At 66.2% G+C, this 25,459-nt stretch carries 18 protein-coding genes and 2 pseudogenes; 13 read left to right on the forward strand and 7 right to left on the reverse strand.

The genetic code is table 11. From position 1 onward, the window contains the following. Window positions 1–234 precede the first annotated feature (234 nt). From MKAN_RS08475 to MKAN_RS08525, 11 genes and pseudogenes are all read left to right on the forward strand, one after another. Window positions 235–1,917 (forward strand): acyclic terpene utilization AtuA family protein, encoded by a 1,683-nt coding sequence (locus tag MKAN_RS08475; protein WP_099184980.1) that lies wholly within the window; start codon window positions 235–237, stop codon window positions 1,915–1,917. After that, window positions 1,914–3,062, forward strand: a complete 1,149-nt coding sequence (locus MKAN_RS08480; protein ID WP_023367235.1) for an acyl-CoA dehydrogenase family protein — start codon at window positions 1,914–1,916, stop codon at window positions 3,060–3,062. The genes MKAN_RS08475 and MKAN_RS08480 overlap by 4 nt, the downstream gene beginning before the upstream one ends. Next, the gene (locus MKAN_RS08485; RefSeq protein ID WP_023367237.1) at window positions 3,059–4,654 is read left to right on the forward strand and encodes an acyl-CoA carboxylase subunit beta; all 1,596 of its coding nucleotides are present in this window, start codon (window positions 3,059–3,061) and stop codon (window positions 4,652–4,654) included. The genes MKAN_RS08480 and MKAN_RS08485 overlap by 4 nt, the downstream gene beginning before the upstream one ends. Window positions 4,655–4,659: 5 nt before the next feature. Next, window positions 4,660–6,645 (forward strand): acetyl/propionyl/methylcrotonyl-CoA carboxylase subunit alpha, encoded by a 1,986-nt coding sequence (locus tag MKAN_RS08490; protein ID WP_036393854.1) that lies wholly within the window; start codon window positions 4,660–4,662, stop codon window positions 6,643–6,645. Next, window positions 6,642–7,808: an acyl-CoA dehydrogenase family protein gene (locus MKAN_RS08495; protein WP_023367240.1), complete on the forward strand. Its 1,167-nt coding sequence runs from the start codon at window positions 6,642–6,644 to the stop codon at window positions 7,806–7,808. The genes MKAN_RS08490 and MKAN_RS08495 overlap by 4 nt, the downstream gene beginning before the upstream one ends. Beyond that, window positions 7,808–8,035, forward strand: a pseudogene (locus MKAN_RS31795) (enoyl-CoA hydratase-related protein); the annotation flags it as partial. The gene MKAN_RS08495 and the pseudogene MKAN_RS31795, both read left to right, overlap by 1 nt. Before the next feature lie 195 nt (window positions 8,036–8,230). After that, window positions 8,231–8,875: pseudogene (locus MKAN_RS31805) on the forward strand (enoyl-CoA hydratase family protein); the annotation flags it as partial. Window positions 8,876–8,978: 103 nt separating this feature from the next. After that, window positions 8,979–9,581: a DUF1707 SHOCT-like domain-containing protein gene (locus MKAN_RS08510; protein WP_023367244.1), complete on the forward strand. Its 603-nt coding sequence runs from the start codon at window positions 8,979–8,981 to the stop codon at window positions 9,579–9,581. Between the two features lie 90 nt (window positions 9,582–9,671). Then, window positions 9,672–10,016 (forward strand): hypothetical protein, encoded by a 345-nt coding sequence (locus MKAN_RS08515; protein ID WP_023367246.1) that lies wholly within the window; start codon window positions 9,672–9,674, stop codon window positions 10,014–10,016. Next, entirely contained in the window at window positions 9,997–11,691 is a 1,695-nt protein-coding gene (locus tag MKAN_RS29460) for an alpha/beta hydrolase (RefSeq protein ID WP_023367248.1), read from the forward strand. The genes MKAN_RS08515 and MKAN_RS29460 overlap by 20 nt, the downstream gene beginning before the upstream one ends. After that, a complete protein-coding gene (locus MKAN_RS08525) occupies window positions 11,688–12,359 on the forward strand; it encodes an LppA family lipoprotein (protein ID WP_023367250.1) in 672 nt (223 codons plus the stop codon). The genes MKAN_RS29460 and MKAN_RS08525 overlap by 4 nt, the downstream gene beginning before the upstream one ends. Before the next feature lie 102 nt (window positions 12,360–12,461). On the opposite strand, the gene MKAN_RS08530 is transcribed toward MKAN_RS08525, so the two are convergent. Beyond that, on the reverse strand, window positions 12,462–13,409 hold the full coding sequence (locus MKAN_RS08530) for a DUF5996 family protein (protein WP_036393862.1): 948 nt from the start codon (window positions 13,407–13,409) through the stop codon (window positions 12,462–12,464). A 392-nt stretch (window positions 13,410–13,801) separates the two neighbouring features. On the opposite strand from MKAN_RS08530, the gene MKAN_RS08535 reads away from it, so the two are divergent. Beyond that, the gene (locus MKAN_RS08535; protein WP_023367255.1) at window positions 13,802–15,643 is read left to right on the forward strand and encodes a glycoside hydrolase family 15 protein; all 1,842 of its coding nucleotides are present in this window, start codon (window positions 13,802–13,804) and stop codon (window positions 15,641–15,643) included. A 353-nt stretch (window positions 15,644–15,996) separates the two neighbouring features. Here the strand turns inward: MKAN_RS08535 and MKAN_RS08540 are convergent, their stop codons facing one another. The 6 genes from MKAN_RS08540 to MKAN_RS08565 form a co-directional block, all read right to left on the reverse strand. After that, a complete protein-coding gene (locus MKAN_RS08540; protein ID WP_023367257.1) occupies window positions 15,997–17,988 on the reverse strand; it encodes a VWA domain-containing protein in 1,992 nt (663 codons plus the stop codon). Then, window positions 17,981–19,366, reverse strand: a complete 1,386-nt coding sequence (locus tag MKAN_RS08545) for a sigma 54-interacting transcriptional regulator (RefSeq protein ID WP_023367260.1) — start codon at window positions 19,364–19,366, stop codon at window positions 17,981–17,983. The genes MKAN_RS08540 and MKAN_RS08545 overlap by 8 nt, the downstream gene beginning before the upstream one ends. Window positions 19,367–19,442: 76 nt before the next feature. Next, window positions 19,443–21,026 carry a bifunctional phosphoribosylaminoimidazolecarboxamide formyltransferase/IMP cyclohydrolase gene (purH, locus tag MKAN_RS08550; RefSeq protein WP_023367262.1) on the reverse strand — a complete coding sequence of 528 codons (1,584 nt, stop codon included), beginning with the start codon at window positions 21,024–21,026 and terminating at the stop codon, window positions 19,443–19,445. Window positions 21,027–21,033: 7 nt separating this feature from the next. After that, a complete protein-coding gene (purN, locus tag MKAN_RS08555; RefSeq protein WP_036393577.1) occupies window positions 21,034–21,663 on the reverse strand; it encodes a phosphoribosylglycinamide formyltransferase in 630 nt (209 codons plus the stop codon). Between the two features lie 394 nt (window positions 21,664–22,057). Continuing rightward, complete coding sequence (locus MKAN_RS08560; RefSeq protein WP_023367266.1) at window positions 22,058–23,407, reverse strand: cell division protein PerM; 1,350 nt, start codon at window positions 23,405–23,407, stop codon at window positions 22,058–22,060. A gap of 38 nt (window positions 23,408–23,445) precedes the next feature. After that, a complete protein-coding gene (locus tag MKAN_RS08565) occupies window positions 23,446–24,360 on the reverse strand; it encodes a DUF5336 domain-containing protein (RefSeq protein WP_023367268.1) in 915 nt (304 codons plus the stop codon). 211 nt (window positions 24,361–24,571) lie between these two features. Here MKAN_RS08565 and MKAN_RS08570 point away from each other — a divergent pair, with 211 nt between their 5' ends. Further along, the gene (locus MKAN_RS08570) at window positions 24,572–25,420 is read left to right on the forward strand and encodes an LLM class F420-dependent oxidoreductase (protein ID WP_023367270.1); all 849 of its coding nucleotides are present in this window, start codon (window positions 24,572–24,574) and stop codon (window positions 25,418–25,420) included. Window positions 25,421–25,459: the final 39 nt, after the last annotated feature.

Genomic DNA, 25,459 nt, shown 5'->3' on the forward strand with positions numbered 1-25,459 from the left:
CGAACCCGTCGGCCGGACGGCGACACTACCCTTTTGACGGGTGTCGTTGAAAGGGTAGTCGGTGAGCTCCAGCTCGCCAAAACGGAGCGTGACGTCGGCGAGAGAGGCGGGTATCACACCTCTCGAAGCTTACGGCTATGCTGACCTACCGGTTGGTTGGCCGGGTTCGGCCCCATCGGTAATCCCAATGAAGGGAGGACGCGCATGGCCTCAGTTGGTGGCGCGTCCGGAGCCGTGCGAATTGCCAATTGCTCGGGCTTCTACGGCGACCGCCTGTCGGCCATGCGTGAGATGCTCACCGGCGGAGACGTCGAATACGTCACCGGCGACTACCTGGCCGAACTGACCATGCTGATCCTCGGTCGCGACAAGATGAAGCACCCCGAGCGCGGCTACGCCAAGACCTTTCTGACCCAACTCGAGGACTGTCTGGGGCTGGCCTGCGACCGGGGGGTGCGCATTGTGGCCAACGCCGGCGGCCTGAACCCGGCCGGATTGGCCGACGCAATCCGGGCCCTGGCCCAGCGCCTCGGCGTGCCGGCCCGGGTCGCCCACGTCGAAGGCGACGACCTGCTGTCCCAGGCCGCCGAACTCGGCCTTGGCACACCGCTGACGGCCAATGCCTACCTGGGTGCGTGGGGCATCGTCGACTGCCTCAATGCCGGAGCCGACGTCGTCGTCACCGGCCGGGTCACCGACGCCTCGGTGGTCGTCGGGTCGGCGGCCGCGCACTTCGGCTGGAGCCGCACCGACTACGACCAGCTCGCCGGAGCGGTGGTCGCCGGTCACGTCATCGAATGCGGGGTACAGGCCACCGGCGGCAACTACGCCTTCTTCACCGACGTGCCGGGCCTCATCCACGCCGGCTTCCCGCTCGCCGAGGTCCACGCCGACGGCTCCTCGGTGATCACCAAGCACCCCGGCACCGGCGGTCTGGTCAGCACCGACACCGTCACCGCGCAGCTGCTCTACGAGATCACCGGCGCCCGCTACGCCAACCCGGATGTGACGGCGCGGATGGACACCATCACGCTCTCGGCTGACGGCCCGGACCGGGTGCGCATCAGCGGTGTGGTAGGCGAACCGCCGCCGCCCACCCTCAAGGTGTCGCTGAACAGCATCGGCGGCTTCCGCAACTCCATGACATTCGTGCTGACCGGCCTCGACATCGAAGCCAAGGCGGATTTGGTGCGACGCCAGCTCGAAGCCGCACTGACCGTCAAACCTGCCGAACTCGAATGGACCCTGGCCCGCACCGACCACCCCGACGCCGACACCGAGGAGGCGGCCAGCGCCTTGCTGCGCTGCGTGGTCCGCGATCCCGATCCCGCGAATGTCGGACGGCAATTCTCTTCGGCGGCAGTCGAATTGGCATTGGCCAGCTATCCGGGTTTCACCGTGACCGCCCCGCCCGGCGACGGTCAGGTGTACGGCGTGTACACCCCGGGCTACGTCGACGCCACCCAGGTGCCGCACATCGCGGTCCATCCCGACGGCACCCGCAGTGAAATCGCCTGCGCTTCCGAGACTTTGGAGCTGGCACCGGCGGCTCCCCCGCCGCTTCCCGAGCCGTTGCCGGTGGGACCGACCCGGCGTGCGCCGCTGGGTTTGATCGCCGGCGCCCGCAGCGGCGACAAGGGCGGTTCGGCCAACGTCGGGCTGTGGGTGCACACCGACGAGCAGTGGCGCTGGCTGGCCAACACGTTAACCGTCGAGTTTCTCAAGGAACTGTTGCCCGAGACGGCGGAACTCGACGTCACCCGGCATGTGCTGCCCAATCTGCGGGCGCTGAATTTCGTGATCGAGGGAATCCTGGGTCAGGGCGTCGCCTACCAGGCGCGTTTCGATCCGCAAGCCAAGGGGCTGGGCGAATGGCTGCGCAGCCGCCACGTCGACATTCCGGAGACGCTGTTGTGAATATCTGGACCACACCGGAGCGCGAGCAGCTGCGAAAGACCGTCCGCTCGTTCGCCGAACGAGAAATCCTGCCGCATATCGACGAATGGGAGCGAGTCGGCGAGTTGCCGCGTGACTTGCACCGGCGCGCCGGGGCCGCCGGCCTGCTGGGAGCCGGGTTTCCCGAAGCCGTCGGCGGTGGCGGGGGCGACGGCGCCGACTCGGTGATCATCTGCGAGGAGATGCACCAATCCGGGGCGCCCGGCGGGGTTTTCGCGTCGCTGTTCACCTGCGGCATCGCGGTGCCACACATGATCGCCTCCGGCGATGCACGGTTGATCGACAGCTACGTTCGTCCCACCCTGGCCGGTGGGAAAATCGGCGCGCTGGCCATCACCGAACCCGGGGGCGGTTCGGACGTCGGGCATCTGCGCACCAGCGCGGTGCGCGACGGCGACCACTACGTGATCAACGGCGCCAAGACCTACATCACCTCGGGGGTGCGCGCCGACTACGTCGTCACCGCGGTGCGCACCGGTGGACCGGGCGCAGCCGGGGTTTCACTGGTGGTGGTGGAGAAGGGCACGCCAGGTTTTGAGGTCTCTCGCAAGCTGGACAAGATGGGCTGGCGCTCCTCGGACACCGCCGAGCTGTCCTACACCGACGTGCGGGTGCCGGCTGCCAATCTCGTCGGCGGCGAGAACACCGGATTCGCCCAAATCGCCCAGGCATTTGTCTCCGAGCGTATCGGGCTTGCTGCACAGGCATATTCGAGCGCGCAGCGATGCCTGGACATCACGGTGCAGTGGTGCCGCGACCGGGAGACCTTCGGGCGTCCGCTGATCTCGCGTCAAGCGGTGCAGAACACGCTCGCCGAAATGGCCCGGCGCATCGATGTCGCCCGGGTCTACTCCCGCCATGTGGTGGAGCGTCAGCTCGCGGGTGAGACGAACCTGATTGCGCAGGTGTGCTTCGCCAAGAACACCGCCGTCGAGGCCGGCGAATGGGTGGCCAACCAGGCCGTCCAGCTCTTCGGCGGGATGGGCTACATGGCCGAATCTGAAGTGGAACGCCAGTATCGGGACATGAGGATATTGGGCATAGGCGGCGGAACCACCGAAATCCTGACCGCGCTCGCCGCCAAACTGCTGGGGTATCAATCGTGACCGTTTTACAGTCCACCCTCGACCCCAATGCCGACGCATACGCCGAAGCGGCAGCGGCGACGGCGGCAAAGCTCGACGAGATCGCCGCCGAACTGGCGAAGGCGCTGGCGGGCGGCGGGCCCAAATACGTCGACCGTCATCACGCCCGCGGCAAACTCACGGCCCGGGAACGCATCGAATTGCTCGTCGACCCGGACTCGCCGTTCCTCGAGCTGAGCCCGCTGGCGGCATACGGCAGCGCCTTCACGGTCGGTGCCAGCACGGTCGTCGGCATCGGTGCGGTGTCCGGCGTGGAATGCTTGATCGTCGCCAACGACCCGACGGTCAAAGGCGGGACCAGCAACCCGTGGACGTTGCGAAAAATCCTGCGGGCCAACCAGATCGCGTTCCAGAACCGGCTTCCGGTGATCTCTTTGGTGGAATCCGGCGGGGCGGACCTGCCGACTCAGAAGGAGATCTTCATTCCCGGCGGAGCAATGTTCCGCGACCTCACCCGGCTGTCCGCAGCCGGGATCCCGACTATCGCACTGGTATTCGGCAACTCCACCGCGGGCGGCGCCTACATTCCCGGCATGTGCGATCACGTGGTGATGATCAAGGAACGCTCCAAGGTGTTCCTGGCGGGCCCGCCACTGGTAAAGATGGCCACCGGCGAGGAGTCCGACGACGAGTCGCTGGGTGGCGCCGAAATGCATGCCCGCATCTCGGGTTTGGCCGACTACTTCGCGCAAGACGAACTCGACGCGATCCGCGTTGGACGTCGCATCGTGGCCCGGCTGAACTGGGTCAAGCGGGGGCCCGCGCCCGGGCCGGTCACCGAGCCGTTGTTCGACGCCGAGGAGCTGATCGGCATCGTCCCGGCGGACCTGCGCATTCCGTTCGACCCGCGGGAGGTTATCACCCGCATTGTCGACGGCTCCGAATTCGACGAGTTCAAGCCGCTGTACGGCTCGTCGCTGGTGACCGGGTGGGCCCGGCTGCATGGCTACCCGCTGGGCATCCTGGCCAACGCGCGCGGCATACTTTTCAGCGAAGAGTCGCAAAAGGCTACCCAGTTCATCGAGCTCGCCAACCGCTACGACACGCCACTGTTGTTCTTGCACAACACCACCGGCTACATGGTCGGCAAGGTCTACGAAGAGGGCGGCATGATCAAACACGGCTCGATGATGATCAACGCCGTGTCCAACTCGACCGTGCCGCACATCTCGCTGTTGATCGGCGCGTCATATGGCGCGGGCCACTACGGGATGTGCGGGCGCGCCTACGACCCGAGGTTCCTGTTCGCCTGGCCCAGCGCCAAGTCCGCCGTGATGGGCGGCGCGCAACTGGCGGGGGTGCTGTCCATCGTGGCCCGCGCCGCCGCCGAGGCCCGCGGCCAGCAGGTTGATGAAGCGGCCGACAGCGCGATGCGTGCCGCCGTCGAAGGCCAGATCGAAGCCGAGTCGTTACCGCTGGTGTTGTCCGGGATGCTCTACGACGACGGGGTGATCGACCCGCGCGATACCCGCACCGTCCTGGGAATGTGTTTGTCCGCCATCGCTAATGGCCCGATCAAGGGGACGTCGAACTTCGGCGTCTTCCGGATGTGATGCAAATGCCGATCACTCGAGTACTGGTTGCCAATCGCGGCGAGATCGCACGGCGGGTGTTCGCCACCTGCCGCCGGCTGGGCTTGGGCACCGTCGCCGTCTACACCGAACCGGATGCCGCAGCGCCGCATGTCACCGAGGCCGACGCCCGGGTGCGGCTGCCCAAGACCAACGACTATCTCAACGCCGAGGCCGTCATCGCGGCCGCACGGGCCGCCGGTGCCGACGCCGTACACCCCGGCTACGGATTCCTTTCGGAGAACGCCGATTTCGCCGCGGCCGTACAGGAGGCGGGACTGACCTGGGTCGGCCCACCGGTGGACGCGGTACGGGCCATGGGCTCGAAGATCGAGTCCAAGAAGCTGATGGCGGCCGCCGGAGTGCCGGTGCTCGACGAGCTCGACCCGGACACGGTTACCCAAGCCCAGCTGCCGGTGCTGGTGAAGGCGTCCGCGGGCGGTGGTGGCCGCGGGATGCGGGTGGTTCGCGAATTGTCAGCTTTGCCGGCCGAAGTCGAGGCCGCCAGGCGCGAAGCGCAGTCCGCCTTCGGCGACCCGACGGTGTTCTGCGAGCGTTATCTGCCCACCGGACACCACGTCGAGGTACAGGTCCTGGCCGACGTGCACGGCACCGTGTGGGCTGTCGGCGAACGGGAATGCTCCATTCAGCGCCGCCACCAGAAGATCATCGAAGAGGCGCCGTCACCGTTGGTGGAGCGCATCCCGGGCATGCGCGCCAAGCTGTTCGACGCGGCCCGGCTGGCCGCCTCCGCGATCGGCTATGCCGGCGCCGGCACCGTGGAGTTCCTTGCCGATGATGACGGCGAGTTCTACTTCCTGGAAATGAACACCCGGCTACAGGTCGAGCACCCGGTCACCGAAGAGACCACCGGGCTGGATCTGGTCGAACTGCAACTCACGGTCGCCGACGGAGGCCGACTCGATGCCGAACCTCCTGCCGCCCAAGGGTATTCGATCGAAGCCCGGCTCTACGCGGAGGACCCGGCGCGCGGCTGGCAGCCGCAGGCGGGTCTGGTGCACAGCATCGACGTGCCGTCGGTGCGCGCGCAGTTCGGCACATTGGGGCACCGGACCGGGATCCGGCTGGACTCGGGGATCGTCGGCGGCTCGACGGTGTCGATCCACTACGACCCGATGCTGGCCAAAGTCATCTCCTACGCTCCGACGCGCCGGCAGTCGGCGTTGGTGCTCGCCGACGCGCTGGCCCGTACCCGCCTGCACGGCCTGCGCACCAACCGTGAGCTGTTGGTCAACGTGCTACGTCATCCGGCATTTCTCGACGGGGCCACGGACACAGCATTTTTCGACACACACAACTTGGCGGAGCTGTCGGCACCGCTTGCCGACGCGACGACCATCCGGTTGTCGGCAATCGCCGCCGCCCTGGCCGACGCCGCGCACAATCGCACGATCGCGGCGGTGTTCGGCTCCATCCCCAGTGGCTGGCGCAACCTGGCGTCGGGCTATCAGGTCAAGTCGTACCTCGACGACGGCGGCGAGGAACATCGTATCGAATACCGGTTCACCAGAAAGGGATTGGAACTTCCCGGCGACGAATCCGTCCGACTGGTATCGGCCATGCCGGACCAGGTGGTGCTGGCCGACGGTCATGGCGTGGACCGCGGCTTCACGGTGGCGCGCTACGCCCAGGACGTCTACGTCGATTCCGCCAGCGGACCGGTGCATCTGGTCGCACTACCCCGCTTTCCCGAGCCCGGTTCGGCCGTCGAGCAGGGATCGTTGGTGGCGCCGATGCCCGGCAACGTCATCCGCTTGGGCGCCGAGGTCGGCGAAACCGTCACAGCGGGCCAGCCATTGATCTGGTTGGAGGCCATGAAGATGGAACACACCATCAGCGCGCCGACTGACGGTGTACTCACCCAGCTCAACGTCCACACCGGCCAGCAGGTCGACGTCGGTGCCGTGCTGGCACGCGTGGAAGGACCCGAAGCACAAGGAGATTCACAATGACAGACACCAGCTTCATCGAAAGCGAAGAGCGCCAGGCGCTGCGCAAGGCGGTGGCCGAATGGGTGTCCAACTACGGCCACGAGTACTACCTGAAGAAGGCCCGCGCGCATCAGCACACCACCGAATTATGGGCCGAAGCAGGAAAACTCGGGTTCATCGGAGTGAACCTGCCCGAGGAATACGGCGGCGGCGGCGCCGGCATGTACGAGCTGTCGCTGGTGATGGAGGAGATGGCGGCAGCGGGCTCCGCGCTGCTGCTGATGGTGGTGTCGCCCGCCATCAACGGCACCATCATCGCCAAGTTCGGCACCGACGAGCAAAAACAGCGCTGGCTGCCTGGCATCGCCGACGGGTCGTTGACGATGGCGTTCGCAATCACCGAGCCGGACGCCGGGTCCAATTCGCACAAGATCACCACGACCGCGCGTCGCGACGGCAGCGACTGGATTCTCAAGGGCCAGAAGGTCTATATCTCCGGGATCGACCAGGCGCAGGCGGTGCTGGTGGTGGGTCGCACGGAAGAGGCCAAGACCGGCAAGCTGCGCCCGGCGTTGTTCGTGGTGCCCACCGACGCACCAGGCTTCACTTATACGCCGATCGAGATGGAGCTGATCAGCCCAGAACGCCAGTTCCAGGTGTTCCTCGACGACGTCCGACTGCCCGCCGATGCACTGGTCGGCGCCCAGGACGCCGCGATCGCACAGCTATTCGCCGGTCTGAACCCCGAGCGCATCATGGGAGCGGCCAGCGCCGTCGGCATGGGGCGGTTCGCGCTGGGCAAGGCCGTCGACTACGTCAAGACGCGTCAGGTGTGGTCCACCCCGATCGGCGCGCATCAGGGGTTGGCGCATCCGTTGGCGCAGTGCCACATTGAGGTTGAACTGGCCAAGCTGATGATGCAGAAGGCCGCCACGCTCTACGACCACGGCGACGACGTGGGCGCGGCCGAGGCGGCCAACATGGCCAAATACGCTGCGGCCGAAGCCTCGACCCGGGCGGTCGACCAGGCCGTGCAGTCCATGGGCGGCAACGGGCTGACCAAAGAATACGGCGTGGCCGCGATGATGACGTCGGCCCGGCTGGCCCGGATCGCCCCGATCAGCCGCGAAATGGTGCTCAACTTCGTCGCGCAGACATCGCTGGGCCTGCCCCGGTCTTACTGATGGACGCTCTCGTCGAATACGCGGGGCCGGACGAGTGCGGCGGTCCGCTGGCACGGTTGACGCTCAACTCGCCGCACAACCGCAACGCACTGTCGAGCGTCCTGGTCAGCCAGCTGCATCAGGGATTGCGAGACGCTGCCGCGGATCCGGCGGTACGGGTGGTGGTGCTCACCCACACCGGCGGCACCTTCTGCGCGGGCGCGGACTTGAGCGAGGCCGGCGGCGGCGACCCGCGTGGCGATCGCGAGCGCGGCGCAGCCGGGCGAAGCGGGTCGCCACCATCGGCCGGTGGCGATCGCGAGCGCGGCGCAGCCGGGCGAAGCGGGTCGCCACCATCGGCCGGTGGCGATCGCGAGCGCGGCGCAGCCGGGCGAAGCGGGTCGCCACCATCGGCCGGTGGCGATCGCGAGCGCGGCGCAGCCGGGCGAAGCGGGTCGCCACCATCGGCCGGTGGCGATCGCGAGCGCGGCGCAGCCGGGCGAAGCGGGTCGCCACCATCGGCATACGACATGGCGGTGGCGCGGGCCCGGGAGATGACGACGGTGCTGCGCGCCATCGTCGAGTCCCCACGGCCGGTCATCGGCGCGGTCAACGGGCACGTCCGAGCCGGCGGGTTCGGTCTGGTCGGGGCCTGCGACATAGTGGTCGCCGGCCCGCGCAGCACCTTTGCGCTGACCGAGGCCCGGATCGGCGTGGCCCCGGCGATCATTTCGCTGACGTTGCTGCCCAAGCTATCGCCGCGCGCGGCGGCGCGGTACTACCTGACGGGCGAGACGTTCGGCGCCAGCGAAGCCGCGGAGATCGGCTTGGTCACCATGGCAGCCGACGATGTGGACGCTGCGGTGGCCAAGCTGGTCGCCGAGGTGGGTCGCGGGTCACCGCAGGGCCTGGCGGCGTCGAAGGCGCTGACGACCCCCGCGGTACTGGAAGGATTCGACCGCGACGCCCAACGGCTCGCCGAGGAGTCGGCGCGGCTGTTCGTTTCGGAGGAAGCGCGCGAGGGCATGCTGGCATTCCTGCAGAAACGTCCACCGAGTTGGGTCAAAGCCGACCCGGCGAGTCGCTGAGCAGCACCATTGCCGGCTGGGCGAGTCGGACTTAGCCGGGGGCAAGGTTGCAGTTTAGCCAACCAGCTTGCAGCAAATCGTGGACGTCGTACGCTCGTGGGTGATGAGCAACCCGGCCCAGCGCGACACGAAGGACACGCGTGACGATTCGTCGCTCGCGGCTGACACCGATCGCATCCAGATCGCGCAGTTGCTGGCATACGCGGCGGAACAGGGTCGCCTGCAGCTGAACGAGTATGAAGATCGGCTTACCAGGGCTTACGCGGCAACCACCTACCGAGAGCTGGACCAGCTTCGAGCCGACCTGCCCGGCGCCTCGGTAAGCCCCCGTCGCGGCGGCAACTGCAACCCGGCACCGTCCACCCTGTTGCTCGCCCTGATGAGTGGGTTCGAGCGGCGCGGCCGGTGGAATGTGCCGAAGAAGCTGACCACCTTCACGCTTTGGGGAACCGGCGTGCTGGATTTGCGCTACGCCGACTTCACCTCAACCGAGGTCGAGATCCGCGCCTACTCGATCATGGGTGTGCAGACCATCCTGCTGCCCCCCGAAGTACACGTCGAAATCCGCGGCCGCGGTGTGATGGGCAACTTCGACCGCGAAGTCGTGGGCGAGGGCAGCCGGGGTGCACCCAAGGTGAAGATCCGCGGCTTCTCGTTCTGGGGCGGCGTGGGCATCAAGCGTAAAGCGCGCAAGCCCCGCAAGTAGCCCGGTACGGCCGCCAAAGGTGAATAGCCCGGTTGGCGGGTGTGTGCCATACTCCCCGGAGGTTTGCTTGCCGGCTGATCGGGAGGGTCGATGATGAAGCCGTTGCGTGTCGTTCCCGAAGTCCTGACCCGGGTGGGATATGAGTTGGCCAATCACGGTGAGTCACTGCTGGTCTTGCACCAGTCATGCCACGGTGCCGCCGAAGGCGCGCGGTCGGGATGGGTCGGTTCCTCGGCTGGCGCGCTGTCGGGGTTGCTGGGTAGCTGGGAGACGGTCAGCGCCACCCACGCCGACCGATTCGGTGAGCATTCCTGCGGCATGCATCTCGCGGCGGTCGGCTTCGCTGAGATGGACCAGAGCAACGCCGCGGCGCTGGCCGCGGTCCGTGCGCAGGCTGGCAGCAGCGGTCGATTCGATGGCGCTGACGTTAGCTGATATTGAGCGCTGGGATCCTGCGGCAATCAGGACGGTGTTTCGGGCGGCGATTGACCGCGCACACGGCACCCGCACCACATCGGCGGCGCTCAGTGACACCATGCGGTTGCTGGACTTCGGTGGTGATGCCGCCGATGCCGCGCTGGCGGCGACGCACCGCACGACAATGCTTCTCGACGACCATGCCGATGCGTGCGAGGCGGTCGCACGGGCCGCGGAGAAATCGGCCGAAGAGGTGGCCGCAATCAAGTTGCGGCTGCATGCCATTCGCGATAGTGCCCGGGATTACCACCTGACGATTGACAATGCGACCGGTACGGCGTTGCCGCCTGCTGACTTGTGGTCGTACTCCCCTGCTGATCAGCAGTCGATTCTCAATGCCGCGATCAGCCTGACGGAAAGCACCAAGCGTCTGCTGGCTGACGCCGAGACCGCCGATGAGGATCTGGCCGCGGCGATTCGGGGCGCCGACGGGGACTTGTCACCTGAGCAGGTCAACACCCAACTCAGCCATGAGCCACCCAAGATGCCGCAGATGCCGCCGCCGGACAGCGATCCCACGGAGGTGAGCAAGTGGTGGCATTCGCTGACACCGGGACAGCAGGATCGGGTCAAACAGTGGTTCCCCAACGCCGTTCGCAACCTCGACGGCGTCCCGACCAGAGTTCGCAACGAACTCAATGTACCGGTGCTGCAACGCGAACTCGACCGGCTGCAGCGCGGTTGGCTGGATGGAAATGGCTTGTGGCATACGGACACTGAGAAGCTGGCGGATCTGCAGGCGTTACAGCGAGCGCTTACCAACAACCCGGGCAGCAGCCTGATTCTGTTGGACACCGCCAGTAATTCCCGCAAGGTGTTGGCGGCGGTGGGGGTCGGCGACGTCGACAATGCACAACGGGTGGGTGTAACGGTGGGCGGATTGAACACGCGAGTAAGTTCCAGCGTTGAAGCGATGCTCAGGGAAGCTCAAGTCCAACAAGGCAAAGCATCGGACTTGAGGAGGTTGGCGGGTGCACCGAATTACGATGCGGTCGCTTCCATTGCGTGGCTCGGATATGACGCACCTGACAGCCTGAAGGACGTGACGCATGACTGGTCGGCGCGCGATGCCGCAGGGCCATTGAACCGCTTCTACAAGGGCATAGCGGCTGGTAGCAATGTCGCGGATCAGCACATCACCGCGTTCGGGCATTCATACGGCTCCCTGGTGACCAGTCTTGCGTTGCAGCAGGGCGCACCGGTAAGCGACGTCGTACTGTACGGTTCGCCGGGTACCGAGCTCACCAACGCTTCCCAGCTAGGAGTTCAGCCGGGACATGCCTACTACATGATCGGTGTCAATGATGATGTCTCTCAAGTGATTCCCGAGTTCGGCGCATTCGGTGCCGCACCGCAGGACGTACCGGGCATGACTGAGCTGTCCACCAGTACTGGGCTGGCACTGGGCGGTCGCTACGGTGACGGCAACCTTCATGAGCGGGCCTACGGTCATTCGGAGTATGCGCGCATGGGAAGCAACGGCGAACTGCGCATGAGCGGGTACAACATGGCCGCGGTGCTGGCCGGACTGCCCGACGACCTCATCACACCCCGTGCCGTCGGCGTGGACCGGCTGCCCGGCGGCGCCGGCCCCTATGAAGTACCGCCTCCAATCCCGCGGCAGCACGTATGAACCGGCCACACCGTTATGCCACAGCCGGACTGCTCAGCGTCACGCTACTGCTCACCGGCTGCCTCAAACCCAATACGTTGGATCCGTACGCCAACCCAGGCCGTGGCGAGTTGGATCGCCTACAGCAGATCGTCAACAAACGACCCGACCTGGAGACGGTCCAGCAGCAGCTCGCCAACCTCGATGCCACCATCCGGGCGGTGATCGCCGAATACTCGCCACAGACAAAGTTCTCCAGCACCTCAGTGAGTCATCCGACCAACGGCTGCAACGACCCCTTCGTCCGCACCATCGGCCGGCAAGTGGGAAGCGATCATTTCTTCGGCGAACCTGCACCCACCCCAGAGCAATGGCTGCGGATTGTGACCGAGTTGGCGCCGGTGTTCAAGGCGGCGGGTTTTCGGCCTAACAACGCCGCACCGGGCGATGCCCCGCTTCCTTTGGGATCGGCCAACGATTCGCAAATCCGAGACGACGGCGTGTTGATCCGTCTCGTCAACGGCGACGAGCACAGCCCACTGTCCTACTCCTACGACACCGGCTGTCACCTCCCGGCCGCGTGGCGCACGGCGCCACCACCACTAAACATGCGGCCCCCCAACGACCCCGACGTCCACTACCCATACCTGTACGGATCCCCAGGTGGCCGAACCCGCGACGCATATTGATCCGCGGTCGGCGCTCCGATAAGCCCGGCACCAGTCACAGTGGTTGCGAACCACGTCGAGAACCCATCCAGTCGTCATGTCGCCGATGTTCAAAGACATTCCTCAGGAACGAGTTTCACGCTCCTTCCAACGATCCGGATCTTCTTCCAGCAGGGCGCGATCCCACTCAGCTCTGGTGGCCACCGCTTCGTAGGTGTCTTGCAAGAATCCCAGAAGTACCTGATCCGGGTCGGCTGCCTGTCGCACGATCTCGTAGGGCAGCAGGTACTCGCCGTGGTCCTTGCTGTAGTACGCCTGCTCGGGATTGACGACGTGACCGGCGAAGCCGTCGGGTTCGGGGTAGGCGTAGGCATAGAAGGCGCCCTCCTCACCACCGCCTGGCCAGAACCCGCAGCTGCTCAGTTCCCGCGAATATCCTTCCGCCATAACCCAGTCGCCCAAGTTGGGGGCGCCGCCAGGATGGCGGGGTGCGCCACGCCCGGAAAATCTGGTACATGCGATATCCATTGCACCCCAGAAGAAATGTACCGGACTCACCTTTCCGGCGAACCGGGACCGGAACCGGCTCAACACACGGTGGGCTTGAATCAGCTGGCGCCAGAACAGGTTCGCCGCGTGCGGGTCGTACGAGGCGTGCTCGACGTCCTCGGCGAACCGAGGAGCCGGGTCGACCTCGTTGGGGTGTGACTGGATGCTCGTGGGGAAGCCCAATTCGGCTAAGGTCGTCATGGTTTCGGCGTAGAAGTCGGCGACCGATTTCGGTTCCAGTCGGACGGTACGGTTGGCACCGGTGCTGCTGCAGATCACCAACTGATGGTCGATGAAGTCGAATTCGATATCGAATATCTCGTTCCCATAAGGGATTGCGGACGTCGTCAACCCGCGGGGGGTAACGTACAACGTCACCTGCCACCAATGGTTGACCATGGGGGCATGAGCGAGCCGGATCTTGCCGACGATCTGAGTCCACATATGCAGCGTTTCCCGGGTTGGCGTCCACTCGTCGACCCGCAAGCTGGGCCAGGCATTTGTGCTTCGGTGCGCAGTCATATCGATCTCCTCGGTCCAGTACAACAGGTGAATCGGCTCGGCAATCGGTGGGCACCCGCCATGCCGATTGCTGTAGACGGGATACCCTCCCCTTCGGTATACATGCGCGATACACACGGCAAGTTGTCAGCCGCCAGGTCGGCGCAGTCGGGCGAAGTCGAGGTCACACCGGCCACTCGGTTCGGCGGTTCACAATTGCGTTGACGAACAACGGTTGCCGGCCTGCCGATGCGCTGAAACCGGCGGTAGCGGAAGGACCGCGAATCGGCGGCTGCCACGACGACACAACGGCGGTGTACCCGCAATCCGGAAGCCGCGCCGCGAGAATGGCCACGACACGGCCAACTGTGTGGTAGGCAAGCGGGAACGACGCGGTACCTAGGAGGCACCCGGTGAGCACCACACCAATCGCCGACTACGCCCTGCTCTCTGACCGGCATACTGCAGCGCTGGTCAGTCGCAGCGGTTCAGTCGACTGGCTCTGCTTGCCCCGGTTCGACTCGCCATCGGTGTTCGCCAGACTGCTCGACGCTGACGCCGGGTTTTTCTCGGTGCACCCCACCGATCCCGGCGCGGAGATCGAACGCCGTTACGTCGACCAGACCATGGTGCTCGAGACGACGTTCACCACCGGCACCGGCACGCTGGTGCTATCCGATGCGCTCGCCACCGGGTACGTGGATGACCCGCACCAGTTGGGCGCGACCGCCCCTCGGCTGCTGGTGCGGTCGCTAACGTGTACCGCGGGCGAGGTCGAGGTGACCGTCGAATTCTCGGCACGCCCGGAATACGGGGTGGTCACACCCTTGGTGTCCAAGGACGACGGCTGCATCCTGGTCCGCGGTGGCGCCGACGTCCTGCTCCTGTGTTGCCCAATTCCGCTGGGTATTACCGATTCCGACGCCAGTGGCCGATTCCGGATGCACGAGGGTGAGCGGATGTCCCTCGGGTTGCAACATCGCACCACCTCGGAAGCGTGTCCTGAATCCATGTCAGCGGCCGAGCTCGAGGCAGCGCTCACGGCGACAATCGACGCGTGGCGGTTGTGGTCGAAGGTCCATCAGAGCTATGACGGGCCATGGCGCGATCTGGTGCATCACAGCGGCCGAGTTCTGCAGGCATTGACTTACCAACCCACGTGGGCCGTGGTCGCCGCCCCGACGACGTCCCTGCCGGAAGAGATTGGTGGAGAACGTAACTGGGATTACCGCTATTCGTGGGTCCGGGACGCCAGCCTCACGCTGGAAGCCCTCTGGGTAGCCGCATGTCCAGACGAGGCGGAGCAGTTTTTCGACTACCTCGCGGTCAGCTCCGCCGGACAACTACGCGCCAACGAACCTCTCCAGATCATGTTCGGCATAGGTGGCGAACATGATCTGTCCGAACGTGAGCTCGGTCATCTCCGCGGTTGGCGCGACAGCCGCCCGGTTCGGGTCGGCAACGGCGCGTGGGGGCAAAGCCAGATCGACGTGTACGGCGAACTGCTGGGTGCGGCACACCGCCTGGCCAAACAGCTGCACCCGGACCGCCCCTGCGCCGCCGCGGGACGCGAGTTCCTCATCGGATCCGCCGATGCCGCCGCACGTCTTTGGCAGCAACGTGATTCGGGTATCTGGGAAGTCCGCGGCGAGCCGCAACACTTCCTCTACTCCAAGCTGATGTGCTGGGTCGCGCTCGACCGCGCCATCGCCATGGTCGATGCACTCGGCGCCGGGGACAGGGTCGACGGCTGGCGTAAAGCTGCCGATGACGTCCGGCATCAGATCCTTACTCGCGGGTGGAGCGACGCGGCCAACGCGTTTACCCAGGCATTCGAAAGCGACGACCTGGACGCTTCAGCGCTGATGATTCCGCTGGTCGGATTCTTGCCCGCCGACGACCCTCGAGTGTTGGCCACCATCGACGCCATCGCCGGTCAGCTCGTCGACTCGCGTGGCTTGGTCTATCGGTATCGCACCAGCGTCGACGCCAATGCCGACGGCCTGACCGGACAAGAGGGCACGTTTCTGCTGTGCACATTCTGGTTGGCGCAAGCCCTGGCAGCCTCCGGCCAGCTCGACCGGGCGCGCGAAGTGTTCGAGCACGCTATCAGTTACCGCAACGACGTAGGACTTCTCTCCGAAGAGGTCGACCCCGGCACCGGCGAGCTGTTGGGCAACTTCCCGCAGGCGTTCAGTCACATCGGGCTGGTCAATGCGGCCTGGGCCATTGCCCAAGCCGAAGCTCGCGGTTGACCAAGGCAACTTATGCTCGGGCACCCGGAATGCGGATATCCCAAATGCCTGCGCCCACTTTCGTGTAATGCGTAGCCCTGAGTTGGCGACTCGGTTGGTCCGCCAACCATATCCGCCAGGAGTCCCAGGGATAGGTCGGTACACGATTTGCCCGCCTCGCAGCGAGAAGCCAAGTCGCGCAGGGTTTGTCGCTATCAGTTGGGCACAATCAACACAGTCACCCACAGAGACCAGTGTGGCTGGTGCGGCATAGCCGTTTGCCCCGGCCAACCAGGAGCACAATCCACGCAACGCCAAAAATTGATTACGCCAATGGAATTCGCCAGTGCATCATTGCGCCGCGGTGTTGCCACCTACCTGCGTCGCCGCGACCGGAGGTAGTCGCCGACCACCGCCGCCCCCAGCCCGTCGAGGTCGGGTTCCACGACCCGGCCCTCCACCCGTCGTGCGACCTGGTCGATGAACCGGGCCAGACCCGGGTCACTGCCCAGCCGGAAGATCGTGATCTGCGCACCCAACCGGGCCATGTCGTCGAAACCCCGTACCGTGTGGGCAATGGTCCGCGGATGCGGCGGATAATCAAAGAAGACAGCAGAACCCGTCCCCTCCCCGCTGAAATCCTCCAAATGGGCGGTGGGCTCACCGTCGGTCACCACCAACACGACCGGCTGTGCATTGGGGTGCTTGCGCAGGTGACGCCCCGCCAGCGCCAGTGCGTGATGCAGGTTGGTGCCCTGCTCATAGACACCTTCCAAACCCGTCAGCTCGGCCGCCGTCACAGTGCGGGCGTAGCGGCCAAACGCAATGATCTGCAGGGCATCTGAGCGGAAACGCGTGCACACCAGGTGGTTGAGTGCCAGTGCCGTTCGCTTCATCGGCAGCCAGCGATTTTCCATCACCATCGAAAACGAGGTGTCGACCAGCAGCGCAACCGCGGCCTGGGTACGGGTTTCGGTCTCGGACACCTCAACGTCGTCGACGGTGATCCGAATGCCCGAACGGGGCATCGACGTCGTCCCGGCCTGGCGCAGTACGGCATTGGTCAGCGTCCGGGAGATGTTCCACGGCTCGGTGTCACCGAATTGCCAGGGCCGGGTCGCACCGGTCAGTTCTCCGGCGGCCCCTGCACGCCGATGGTCCCGTTCGCCACGACGTCCGGAAAGCTGTTGCACCACGTCACGTAACGCGGTCTCGCCCAGCCTGCGCATCGCCTTGGGCGACAGCCGCCACTGGCCGTCGGAACCACGATCCAAGAAACCCTGATTGACCAGTGCGCGTTCCAATTCGGCGAGCGTTCTGGCGTCGACGGCGGCCTGGTCGCCGAGCTGGCGGGCCAGCGCGTCCAGGTCAACGTCATCCATGGTGGCGCCCGGGTAGCTCTGCGACAATTGCTCGGCCAGCTGCTCCAGCTCAGCGATATCGGCCAGCGCCTGGGTGCCCTCGCCCATACCGAACGGGTTGTCACCGGAGAACTGCTCGGATCCGGTCCAGTCCTCTCCGGGGCGTGCGGCTTGCAGATGGCTATCGAGCCGGCTCAGCGCCTGCATCAGCGAGGGCGATCCGAATGCCTGCTGCGCCAACGCATCCAGCTCGTCTCGCTGCTGCTGGCTCAGGCTGTTACGGAACCGCTGTGCGGCGGCGGCGCGCTTGGCCAGCGAGTCCAGCAACTCCTCGACGTTGCGCGGGTTCTCCGGAAAGAACTCGCCGTGCTTGTCCATGAAGTCTTGGAAATCCTGCGGAGTGTCCTCACCGCGGGCGTGCTTGTCCAACAGGTCGTTGAGATCATCGAGCATCTCGTTGACCCGCTGACGGTCCTCGTCGGTCGCGCCTTCCAGTGCTTGCTTCATCCCGGCGAAGCGTTGGTCGAGCAGCTCACGGCCGAGCAAATCCTTGATCTGGTCGTATTTTTCGCGGGCCTCGGTACTGCGCCAGTTGTACCCGGAAAGCTCCTGAACCGCTTTGGCCGGTGACGACGGTAACGCATCCAGCTGCAGCTCCGAGAATCGGGCGTCGTCGTCCAGTGCGCGGGCCAGTTGCTTGCGTTCGGCCAGCACCGCTTCGTCGAGCAGTCTCTTGATCTCCTGCAGGGTACCGTCTAAGTTATTGCGGCGCAACAACTCCCGTCGGCGCCGATTCGCCTCGGCGGCCAACCGGTCGGCGCCGGGCATGGACTTGGTGCCGCGGCGCAACAGCTCGGACAGCGCGCGGCGCGGCGAGGTGCCGGCCATCACGTCTTGCCCGATCTGCTCCAGCGCCTCGCGCAAGTCGACCGGCGGCGCCAGCGGGTCGGGTCCGCCGGTGTATGCCGAGTAGCGCGAAGAGTGCGCCCCAAAAGGCTTAGCCATAGACGGTTTGGCCTTCCCCGGACACCTTGTCGATGCGCTTGGCAAGGTACAACGCCTCCAACGCGAGTTCCAGCGCGGCGGCGCGCTCACCCTCGGATTCCGCACCCAGCTTTCTGGCGATCCTGTCGACGACCGGCAGCCCCGGAACCGCGGCCAGCACGTCCTTGGCCGACACCCGCTCGCCTGTCGTCACGGCCGAACCCCGCTCGACGGCGGTCACCAGTTGGCCGACGTCCATGCCGCCGAGCACTCGAGACGCGGTGTCGGCGGTCGAGCGGCGCAACAGATGCTCGAGCACGGCCTGTTCGCGGCCCTCCTCACCGGACTCGAACTCCAGCTTGCCCCGCAACACGTCGATCACCGTGCCCAGATCGACCACCCGCGCCACCGGATCCGTCTCGCCCAGCACCGCGCCCCGATGCCGGGCCGCGGCCGCGACCGTCTCCGCCGCTGCGATAGCGAACCGGGCCGACACCCCGGACCGTTGGTCGATCGAGTGCGACTCCCGAAGGTACCGGGCGAACCGCGCGATCACCTGCATCAGATAGTCGGGCACCTGCGCGCTCAGGTGCGCCTCCTGCACGATCACACGCACTTCCGCGTCCAGCTCCAGCGGGTAATGGGTACGGATTTCGGCGCCGAACCGGTCCTTGAGGGGCGTGATGATCCGGCCGCGGTTGGTGTAGTCCTCGGGGTTGGCGCTGGCGACGACCAGGACGTCCAACGGCAGCCGCAGCGTGTAGCCGCGGACCTGGATGTCGCGCTCCTCCATGACGTTGAGCATCGACACCTGGATGCGCTCGGCCAGGTCGGGCAATTCGTTGACCGCGACGATGCCGCGATGTGCCCGCGGGATCAGGCCGTAGGCGATGGTCTCGGGGTCGCCGAGACTGCGACCCTCGGCGACTTTGATCGGGTCGATGTCACCGACCAGGTCGGCCACGCTGGTGTCGGGGGTGGCCAGCTTCTCCGTGTAGCGCTCGCTGCGATGCTTCCACGCCACCGGCAGGTCGTCACGCAGTTGCGCGGCCCGCCGGATCGATTCCGGCGTGATCGGCCGGTACGGGTGTTCCCCCAATTCGGCTCCGGCGATCACCGGCGTCCACTCGTCGAGCAGTCCGGTCAACGCACGCAGCAGCCGGGTCTTGCCCTGGCCGCGTTCGCCGAGCAGGACGAAGTCATGGCCTGCGATCAGGGCCCGCTCCACTTGCGGCAACACCGTGTCCTCGAAGCCCAGAATGCCGGGCCAGACATTCTCGCCCTCGGCCAGTGCGGTCAGCAGATTTTCCCGGATTTCTTGCTTGACCCCCCGCTCACGATGACCGGAGGCACGTAGCTCGCCGACGGTGCGCGGCAGGTTGCTCGGTGAAGTCACCACTCCACGCTACGACGCCATCTTTCTTCTGGCGACGAGAGTGGATTTGAACTGTGACTTTCCCGGTACTTGGCGGACCTCAGTGGGCGAAGTGGCGTGCTCCGGTGAGATATAAGGTGACCCCGGCTTCGGCCGCCGCGGCGGTGACCTCGTCGTCGCGCACCGACCCGCCGGGATGCACGATCGCCGTGACCCCCGCAGCGGTTAGCGTCTGTAATCCGTCGGGGAACGGGAAGAACGCATCCGATGCCGCGACGGCGCCGCGCACTCGCTCGCCGCCGCGCGCATTACCTCGTTCAACGGCCAGCCGCGCGGCATCGACCCGATTGACCTGACCCATGCCGACACCGACGGTGGCGCCGTCGGCGACGATGACGATCGCGTTCGACTTGACGGCACGGCAGGCACGCCAGGCGAATACCAAATCGGTCAACGTCGCCGGGGTGGCCGGCTCGCCGGTGGCTAAGGTCCAGTTGGCCGGGTTGTCGCCGGGTGCATCGAGCTGGTCGCGCTGCTGCATCAGCAGTCCCCCACTGATCGGGCGTAATTCGGTGCCGCCGTTCTGCGGTTCGGGCGCCAGCAGCACCCGCACGTTCTTCTTGCGCGCCAGCACGTCAAGCGCACCGGGTGCATAGGCCGGCGCGACGATCACTTCGGTGAAGATGGTGCTGACGTACTCCGCCATCTCGACGCTGACCTCGGTGTTGGCTGCGATCACGCCGCCGTAGGCGCTCAGCGGGTCGCAGGCATGGGCCTTGCGATGTGCGTCGGCGACGGAAACCGACGAGATGGCAATGCCGCAGGGGTTGGCGTGTTTGATGATCGCCACACAGATCTGTTCGTGATCGAAAGCCGCCCGCCAGGCCGCATCCGCGTCGGTGAAGTTGTTGTAGGACATCTCTTTTCCGTGCAGCTGCTCGGCTTGTGCCAGCCCCGGCCACGCGCCCGGGTCGGTGTAGAGGGCGGCCTGCTGGTGGGGGTTCTCGCCATAGCGCAGGATCGCCTGACGGCGCCAGTTTCTGGCGAACCAATGCGGGAAAGCCGTTTCGGGTTGCTCGGGCGCCAGCGTCGACTGCATCCAGCTCGCGACGGCGATGTCGTATTCGGCGGTGTGCTGAAATGCCAGCGACGCCAGCTTTTTACGCTCGCCGAGGCTAAATCCGCCGCTGCGCAGCGCGGCAAGCACCCCGTCGTACCCGAGAGGGTCGGTGACCACGGCCACGCTGGGAAAGTTCTTGGCCGCCGCCCGAACCATGGACGGCCCGCCGATGTCGATCTGTTCGACGCATTCGTCGATACCGGCGCCGGATTCGACGGTCTGGCTGAACGGATACAAGTTGACCACCAGCAGTTCGAACGCCGCCACGCCGAGTTTGTCCAGCGCGGCCTGGTGCTCGGGCTTGCGCAGGTCGGCCAGCAGCCCGGCGTGCACTCGGGGATGCAAGGTCTTGACCCGGCCGTCGAGCACCTCCGGAAAGCCGGTGAGCTCCTCGACGCGAGTTACCGGAATGCCTTTGCTGGCAATGGTCTTCGCCGTCGATCCGGTCGAGACGATCTCGACGCCGGCCGCCATCAGGCCCTGGGCCAGCTCGACCAGCCCCGTCTTGTCGTACACGCTGATCAACGCGCGGCGGATCGGCTTCCTTACGCTGTCGCCGGTCATACTCTGCTCATCCCAGGGTCACCTTTCGTCCGATGCAGGTCAGGCCGCCGGTGGCAATCTCGGCCACCACGTCGACGAGGAGTCGCCGTTCGATGACCTTGATGCGCTCGTGCAATGTCTCTTCGTCGTCACCGTCGAGCACCGGAACGGCCTGCTGCGCCAGTATCGGCCCGGTGTCCACGCCGGCATCCACCAGATGCACCGTACAGCCGGTGACCTTCACACCGTAGGACAACGCGTCGGCCACGCCGTGGGCACCCGGGAATGCCGGCAGCAGGGCGGGATGGGTGTTGAGGATACGTCCGCTGAAGCGTGAAAGGAATTGCGGCCCAAGGATTCTCATAAATCCGGCCGATACCACCAGATCGGGTGAATGGGCGGCGGTGGCGTCGGTCATGGCCGCGTCCCAGGCATCGCGACCGGGGTAGTCGGCGACCCGGACCGTGAACGCCGGCACCGATGCCTGCGCGGCGATCTCGGTGGCCCGGCAATCGCGGTCCACACCGACGGCCACGACCCGCGCCGGATAGTCGCCCACGGCGGCTTGGAGCAGCGCGTTCAGCAGCGATCCGGTGCCCGATGCCAGCACTACCACTCGCGTCGGTGCACTCGGGGGTACCCGGAGCGGTTCCTGCACACGGCGAGCCTAGTCGGGCGACGATGCCGGGCGCGCCAGCGGCCGGAGGAGGAGCCAGACAATCGGGCCTAGTCGGGCGACCCGCCATATCCGAGCCGGGCGCGCCAGCGGCCGGAGGAGGAGCCAGACAATCGGGCCTAGTCGGGCGACCCGCCATATCCGAGCCGGGCGCGCCAGCGGCCGGAGGAGGAGCCAGACAATCGGGCCTAGTGCGCGCCTACGCGACCCGCCATATCCGAACGGGCCGCGTAGGCGCGTCGAGCCTGCATCCACAGCTAGCGCCACCCGGCGTGTCGCGCGCTGTACGCAGACTCGACATTGTCAGTACAGGGTCAGTTCAGGCTCGTGCGGGAACACCGCGCCGCCGCAGCAGGCGGCGCACAATACACACGGCCTAATCCTCGCGCTGGGGGGCTGAGTCCGATTCGGCTTCACCTGTTAAGGACACGCCGTCGTCGCCAGAAACGTCGACGTCCTCGGGCTGCGACGGCTCATCGACGACATCGTGGGGCTGATCGCCCTCGTCGAACGCGACCGCAGGCGTCTCAGCCTCGTCAGCTGGCGGGGCGGGCCGCGGTTTGGGCGAGCGCGGACGCCTGGTGATCCCGCCGGCCATCGCCACGGTGAGACTGCCAACCACGGTGAACCAGAAGAAAACACCGATCAGCAAGGCCCCCTCGTCGACGCCGACAGCGCCGAAATTGCCCAGCCTGCCGCCGCCGGCATAACCGAGCAGTGCCATCGCCAACGCCCCGATAAGCGCTGCCACCAGCACCTTGGCCATTGCCGGAAGCAACGGCAGCGGCCGGCGGGCGCACTGTTGCCCCAGCGCGACCCCAGATGCTGCTCCGATGATCAGCAAAGCGACCCACGCCGGCCCGAGCGGCGGTGTGGGTACCGCGGCCAGGATCGGTACGGCCGGAATGTCGCCGCCGAAAACGGTGAACGAGCTGAACGTCGCAAAGCCGATATGGGCACTGGACCCAACCGCGACCGCCGCGGCGCCGACGAAGACGTTGGGTGCATACAGCACCGACAGCACCGTCAGATTGAACTGCCCCCAGATGGAGTCGGTGATCCCGTAGAGCTCTTGCATCGTCGCCCAGTGGACAACCAGCGACCCTGCCGTCACCAAGCCGGACAGTCCCAGCAATGCCAAGACCCCGCCGGCGGCGGCGCGCACCGAATCGCCCAGCCAATTCGGAAGCGGCGAAGCCGCCAGAGCCCGCCTGCCCACCCGGGACCACACCCCGATCGCCGCGCCGATGGCATGCACTACCAGCACGCCGGTGAACGCCCGCAGCGCGCTGGGCGTCTGGAGTTCGGTGATCACCGACGACGCGTCGTGGATGACTGCCAGGGCGATCGCCGCGATCAGCAGCGGCCCGCCCAGCGCCGACGCGACAACCCATCGCACAACGAGCCAAGAGGAGTAGGGCGAGGTGGCCAAGGCCGTCGTACGCGCGGTGCCCCACACCATCAGAAGTACCGGCAGCAGCGGCATTACGCCGAGTTCGCGACCGCCGATCGAGATCGGCACCTGGTGTACGCCCAGCCACATGCTGGCGATCGCGCCCAACGCCCCGGTCATGTCGCTGTTGGCGATCAGTAACTGCAGCAGCGTAACCGCGGCGATGATGACGAGCGCCACCACCGCAGGCGCGAACGCAACCTTGACGAGGTCGCGTGCCTGGCGAGCACCCGCTGCTCGGTTGTCCTCGTTGTTTGCCGACACCCTGTTCACTCTTCGCGCACGTGCCTACTCAGCGCGAGAGCGCCCGATTAGACCGGCGCCGAACCGGGTGACGACGACTGCTGGCCGGACCCCTGCCCATAAGACTGCGGTCCCCCGGCGGGGTTTGAGTAGTTGACCGGAGCCGACCCGGCCTGGGATCCCGTTCCGGCACTGACCGGCGGCGGCGGGCCGAAGCTTGGGAAGCCGGTGGGTGGGGTGGACGGACCCTGGTGCATCGGCTGGGGCGCCGACTGGCCGGGTTGCTGGGCGCCGAATCCGCCGGTCGACGGGTTGGAGCCGCCGCTGGACGAATAACCACCGTATTGCGATCCGTATCCGGACGGCTGCGCAGGGCTGGGCGCGGCCTGCTGCTGCGCACTCGGTTGACCGTAATATCCGCCGGGCTGACCGCCGTACTGTCCGTATTGGCCGTACTGGCCATACTGCGCGTAGGCATCGAACTTGGGCCGCGGCGCCGGCGCCGAGATGACACCCGCGTCCAACAGCAGCGCACCGACCGCGGCAACCGACTGAAACACGATGAACACCAACACAACCCACAGCGCCCAGCCGGTCGAATAAGCGCTGGGCTTGTTGAAGGTAGCCGAGATCATCAGCAACACGCCCAACGCCGAGACCACCGAGACGATGGCGACGTAGCTCTTGGCCTTCGGCACCAGACTCACCCCGGCAAGCAGTGCGGCCAGCAGAGCCAGGCCGACAGCCAACCCGGTGTCGCCGGAAACCTCGCTGCCGGCCCCGCCCAGTTCTGAGCTCACCGTGAACATCGGCCCGAAGCTGGCCAGATACGCCAGCAGCCCGAGCGCGGCAACCGCCATGCTCAGGTACATCGGAAGCTTGCTGACACCGTCGTCGGCCTTGGCGAAAGACGGTGTGGCGGCTCCGTAGGAGCCGGCCGATTGCGCGGGCGGATATCCGGGACTACCTGGTGAGTAGGTCATGGCTCCTCCTGTTACCTCCAGTGCCGTCGCTACGCCTGCTGCAATGCGACGATTGCTCCCTGCGACACGATTCGATGACCCACGCTAGCGCACGGCCTGGTACTCGCGCCGTGGCGACCTTGCCCCCGTGATACCGGCCCCGTCACCACTGCCGACGATCGGCGGATGAGCCGCTTGCCCGGCTGAGGTAGAACACGTTCTAATTCTGTTCATGGATTACGGGCTTGTCCTTTTCACCAGCGACCGTGGCATTTCTCCCGCGGCAGCCGCGAAACTGGCCGACGACCATGGCTTTCGCACTTTCTACGTGCCCGAACACACGCACATCCCGGTCAAACGGGAGGCCGCCCATCCCACGACGGGTGACGCGTCGCTGCCGGACGACCGCTATATGCGCACGCTGGACCCGTGGGTGAGTTTGGGCGCGGCTTCAGCGGTCACCTCCCGGGTCCGACTGTCAACAGCGGTTGCGTTGCCGGTCGAGCATGACCCGATCACGCTGGCCAAAAGCATTGCCACGCTGGACCACCTATCCGGGGGGCGGGTCAGCGTCGGCGTCGGATTCGGCTGGAACACCGACGAACTCGCCGACCATGGCGTGCCGCCGGCGCGCCGGCGCACCATGTTGCGCGAATACCTCGAAGCGATGCGGGCGTTGTGGACCCAAGAGGAAGCCGCCTACGACGGCGAATTCGTCAAGTTCGGACCCAGCTGGGCGTGGCCCAAGCCCGTGCAGCCACACATTCCGATCCTGGTGGGCGCCGCCGGTACCGAGAAGAACTTCAGGTGGATTGCACGTAGCGCCGACGGCTGGATCACCACGCCGCGTGACGTCGACATCGACGAGCCGGTGAGGTTGCTGCAGGACAACTGGGCGGCCGCCGGCCGCGACGGGGCGCCCCAGATCGTAGCCCTGGACTTCAAGCCGGTGCCCGAGAAGCTGGCGCACTGGGCCGAATTGGGAGTGACCGAGGTGCTGTTCGGCCTGCCGGACCGCTCCGCAAGCGAAGTCGCCGCGTATGTGGAGCGGCTGGCCGGCAGGCTGGCCACTTTGGTTTGACCGCGAGCAGCCGCAACAGCCCCCGCACGCTCGGCGTGT

Source organism: Mycobacterium kansasii ATCC 12478 (assembly GCF_000157895.3).
Classification (GTDB): Bacteria; Actinomycetota; Actinomycetes; order Mycobacteriales; family Mycobacteriaceae; genus Mycobacterium; species Mycobacterium kansasii.

Excerpts from the sequence above, each read along its gene's own strand:
- MKAN_RS08530 (WP_036393862.1), bottom strand. The coding sequence starts at position 13,409 with ATGACTGCGCACCGAAGCACAAATGCCTGGCCCAGCTTGCGGGTCGAC.
- MKAN_RS08565 (WP_023367268.1), bottom strand. The coding sequence starts at position 24,360 with ATGACCTACTCACCAGGTAGTCCCGGATATCCGCCCGCGCAATCGGCC.
- MKAN_RS08540 (WP_023367257.1), bottom strand. The coding sequence starts at position 17,988 with ATGGCTAAGCCTTTTGGGGCGCACTCTTCGCGCTACTCGGCATACACC.
- purH (WP_023367262.1), bottom strand. The coding sequence starts at position 21,026 with ATGACCGGCGACAGCGTAAGGAAGCCGATCCGCCGCGCGTTGATCAGC.
- MKAN_RS08525 (WP_023367250.1), top strand. The coding sequence starts at position 11,688 with ATGAACCGGCCACACCGTTATGCCACAGCCGGACTGCTCAGCGTCACG.
- MKAN_RS08515 (WP_023367246.1), top strand. The coding sequence starts at position 9,672 with ATGATGAAGCCGTTGCGTGTCGTTCCCGAAGTCCTGACCCGGGTGGGA.
- MKAN_RS08510 (WP_023367244.1), top strand. The coding sequence starts at position 8,979 with ATGAGCAACCCGGCCCAGCGCGACACGAAGGACACGCGTGACGATTCG.
- MKAN_RS08570 (WP_023367270.1), top strand. The coding sequence starts at position 24,572 with ATGGATTACGGGCTTGTCCTTTTCACCAGCGACCGTGGCATTTCTCCC.
- MKAN_RS29460 (WP_023367248.1), top strand. The coding sequence starts at position 9,997 with ATGGCGCTGACGTTAGCTGATATTGAGCGCTGGGATCCTGCGGCAATC.
- MKAN_RS08490 (WP_036393854.1), top strand. The coding sequence starts at position 4,660 with ATGCCGATCACTCGAGTACTGGTTGCCAATCGCGGCGAGATCGCACGG.
- MKAN_RS08495 (WP_023367240.1), top strand. The coding sequence starts at position 6,642 with ATGACAGACACCAGCTTCATCGAAAGCGAAGAGCGCCAGGCGCTGCGC.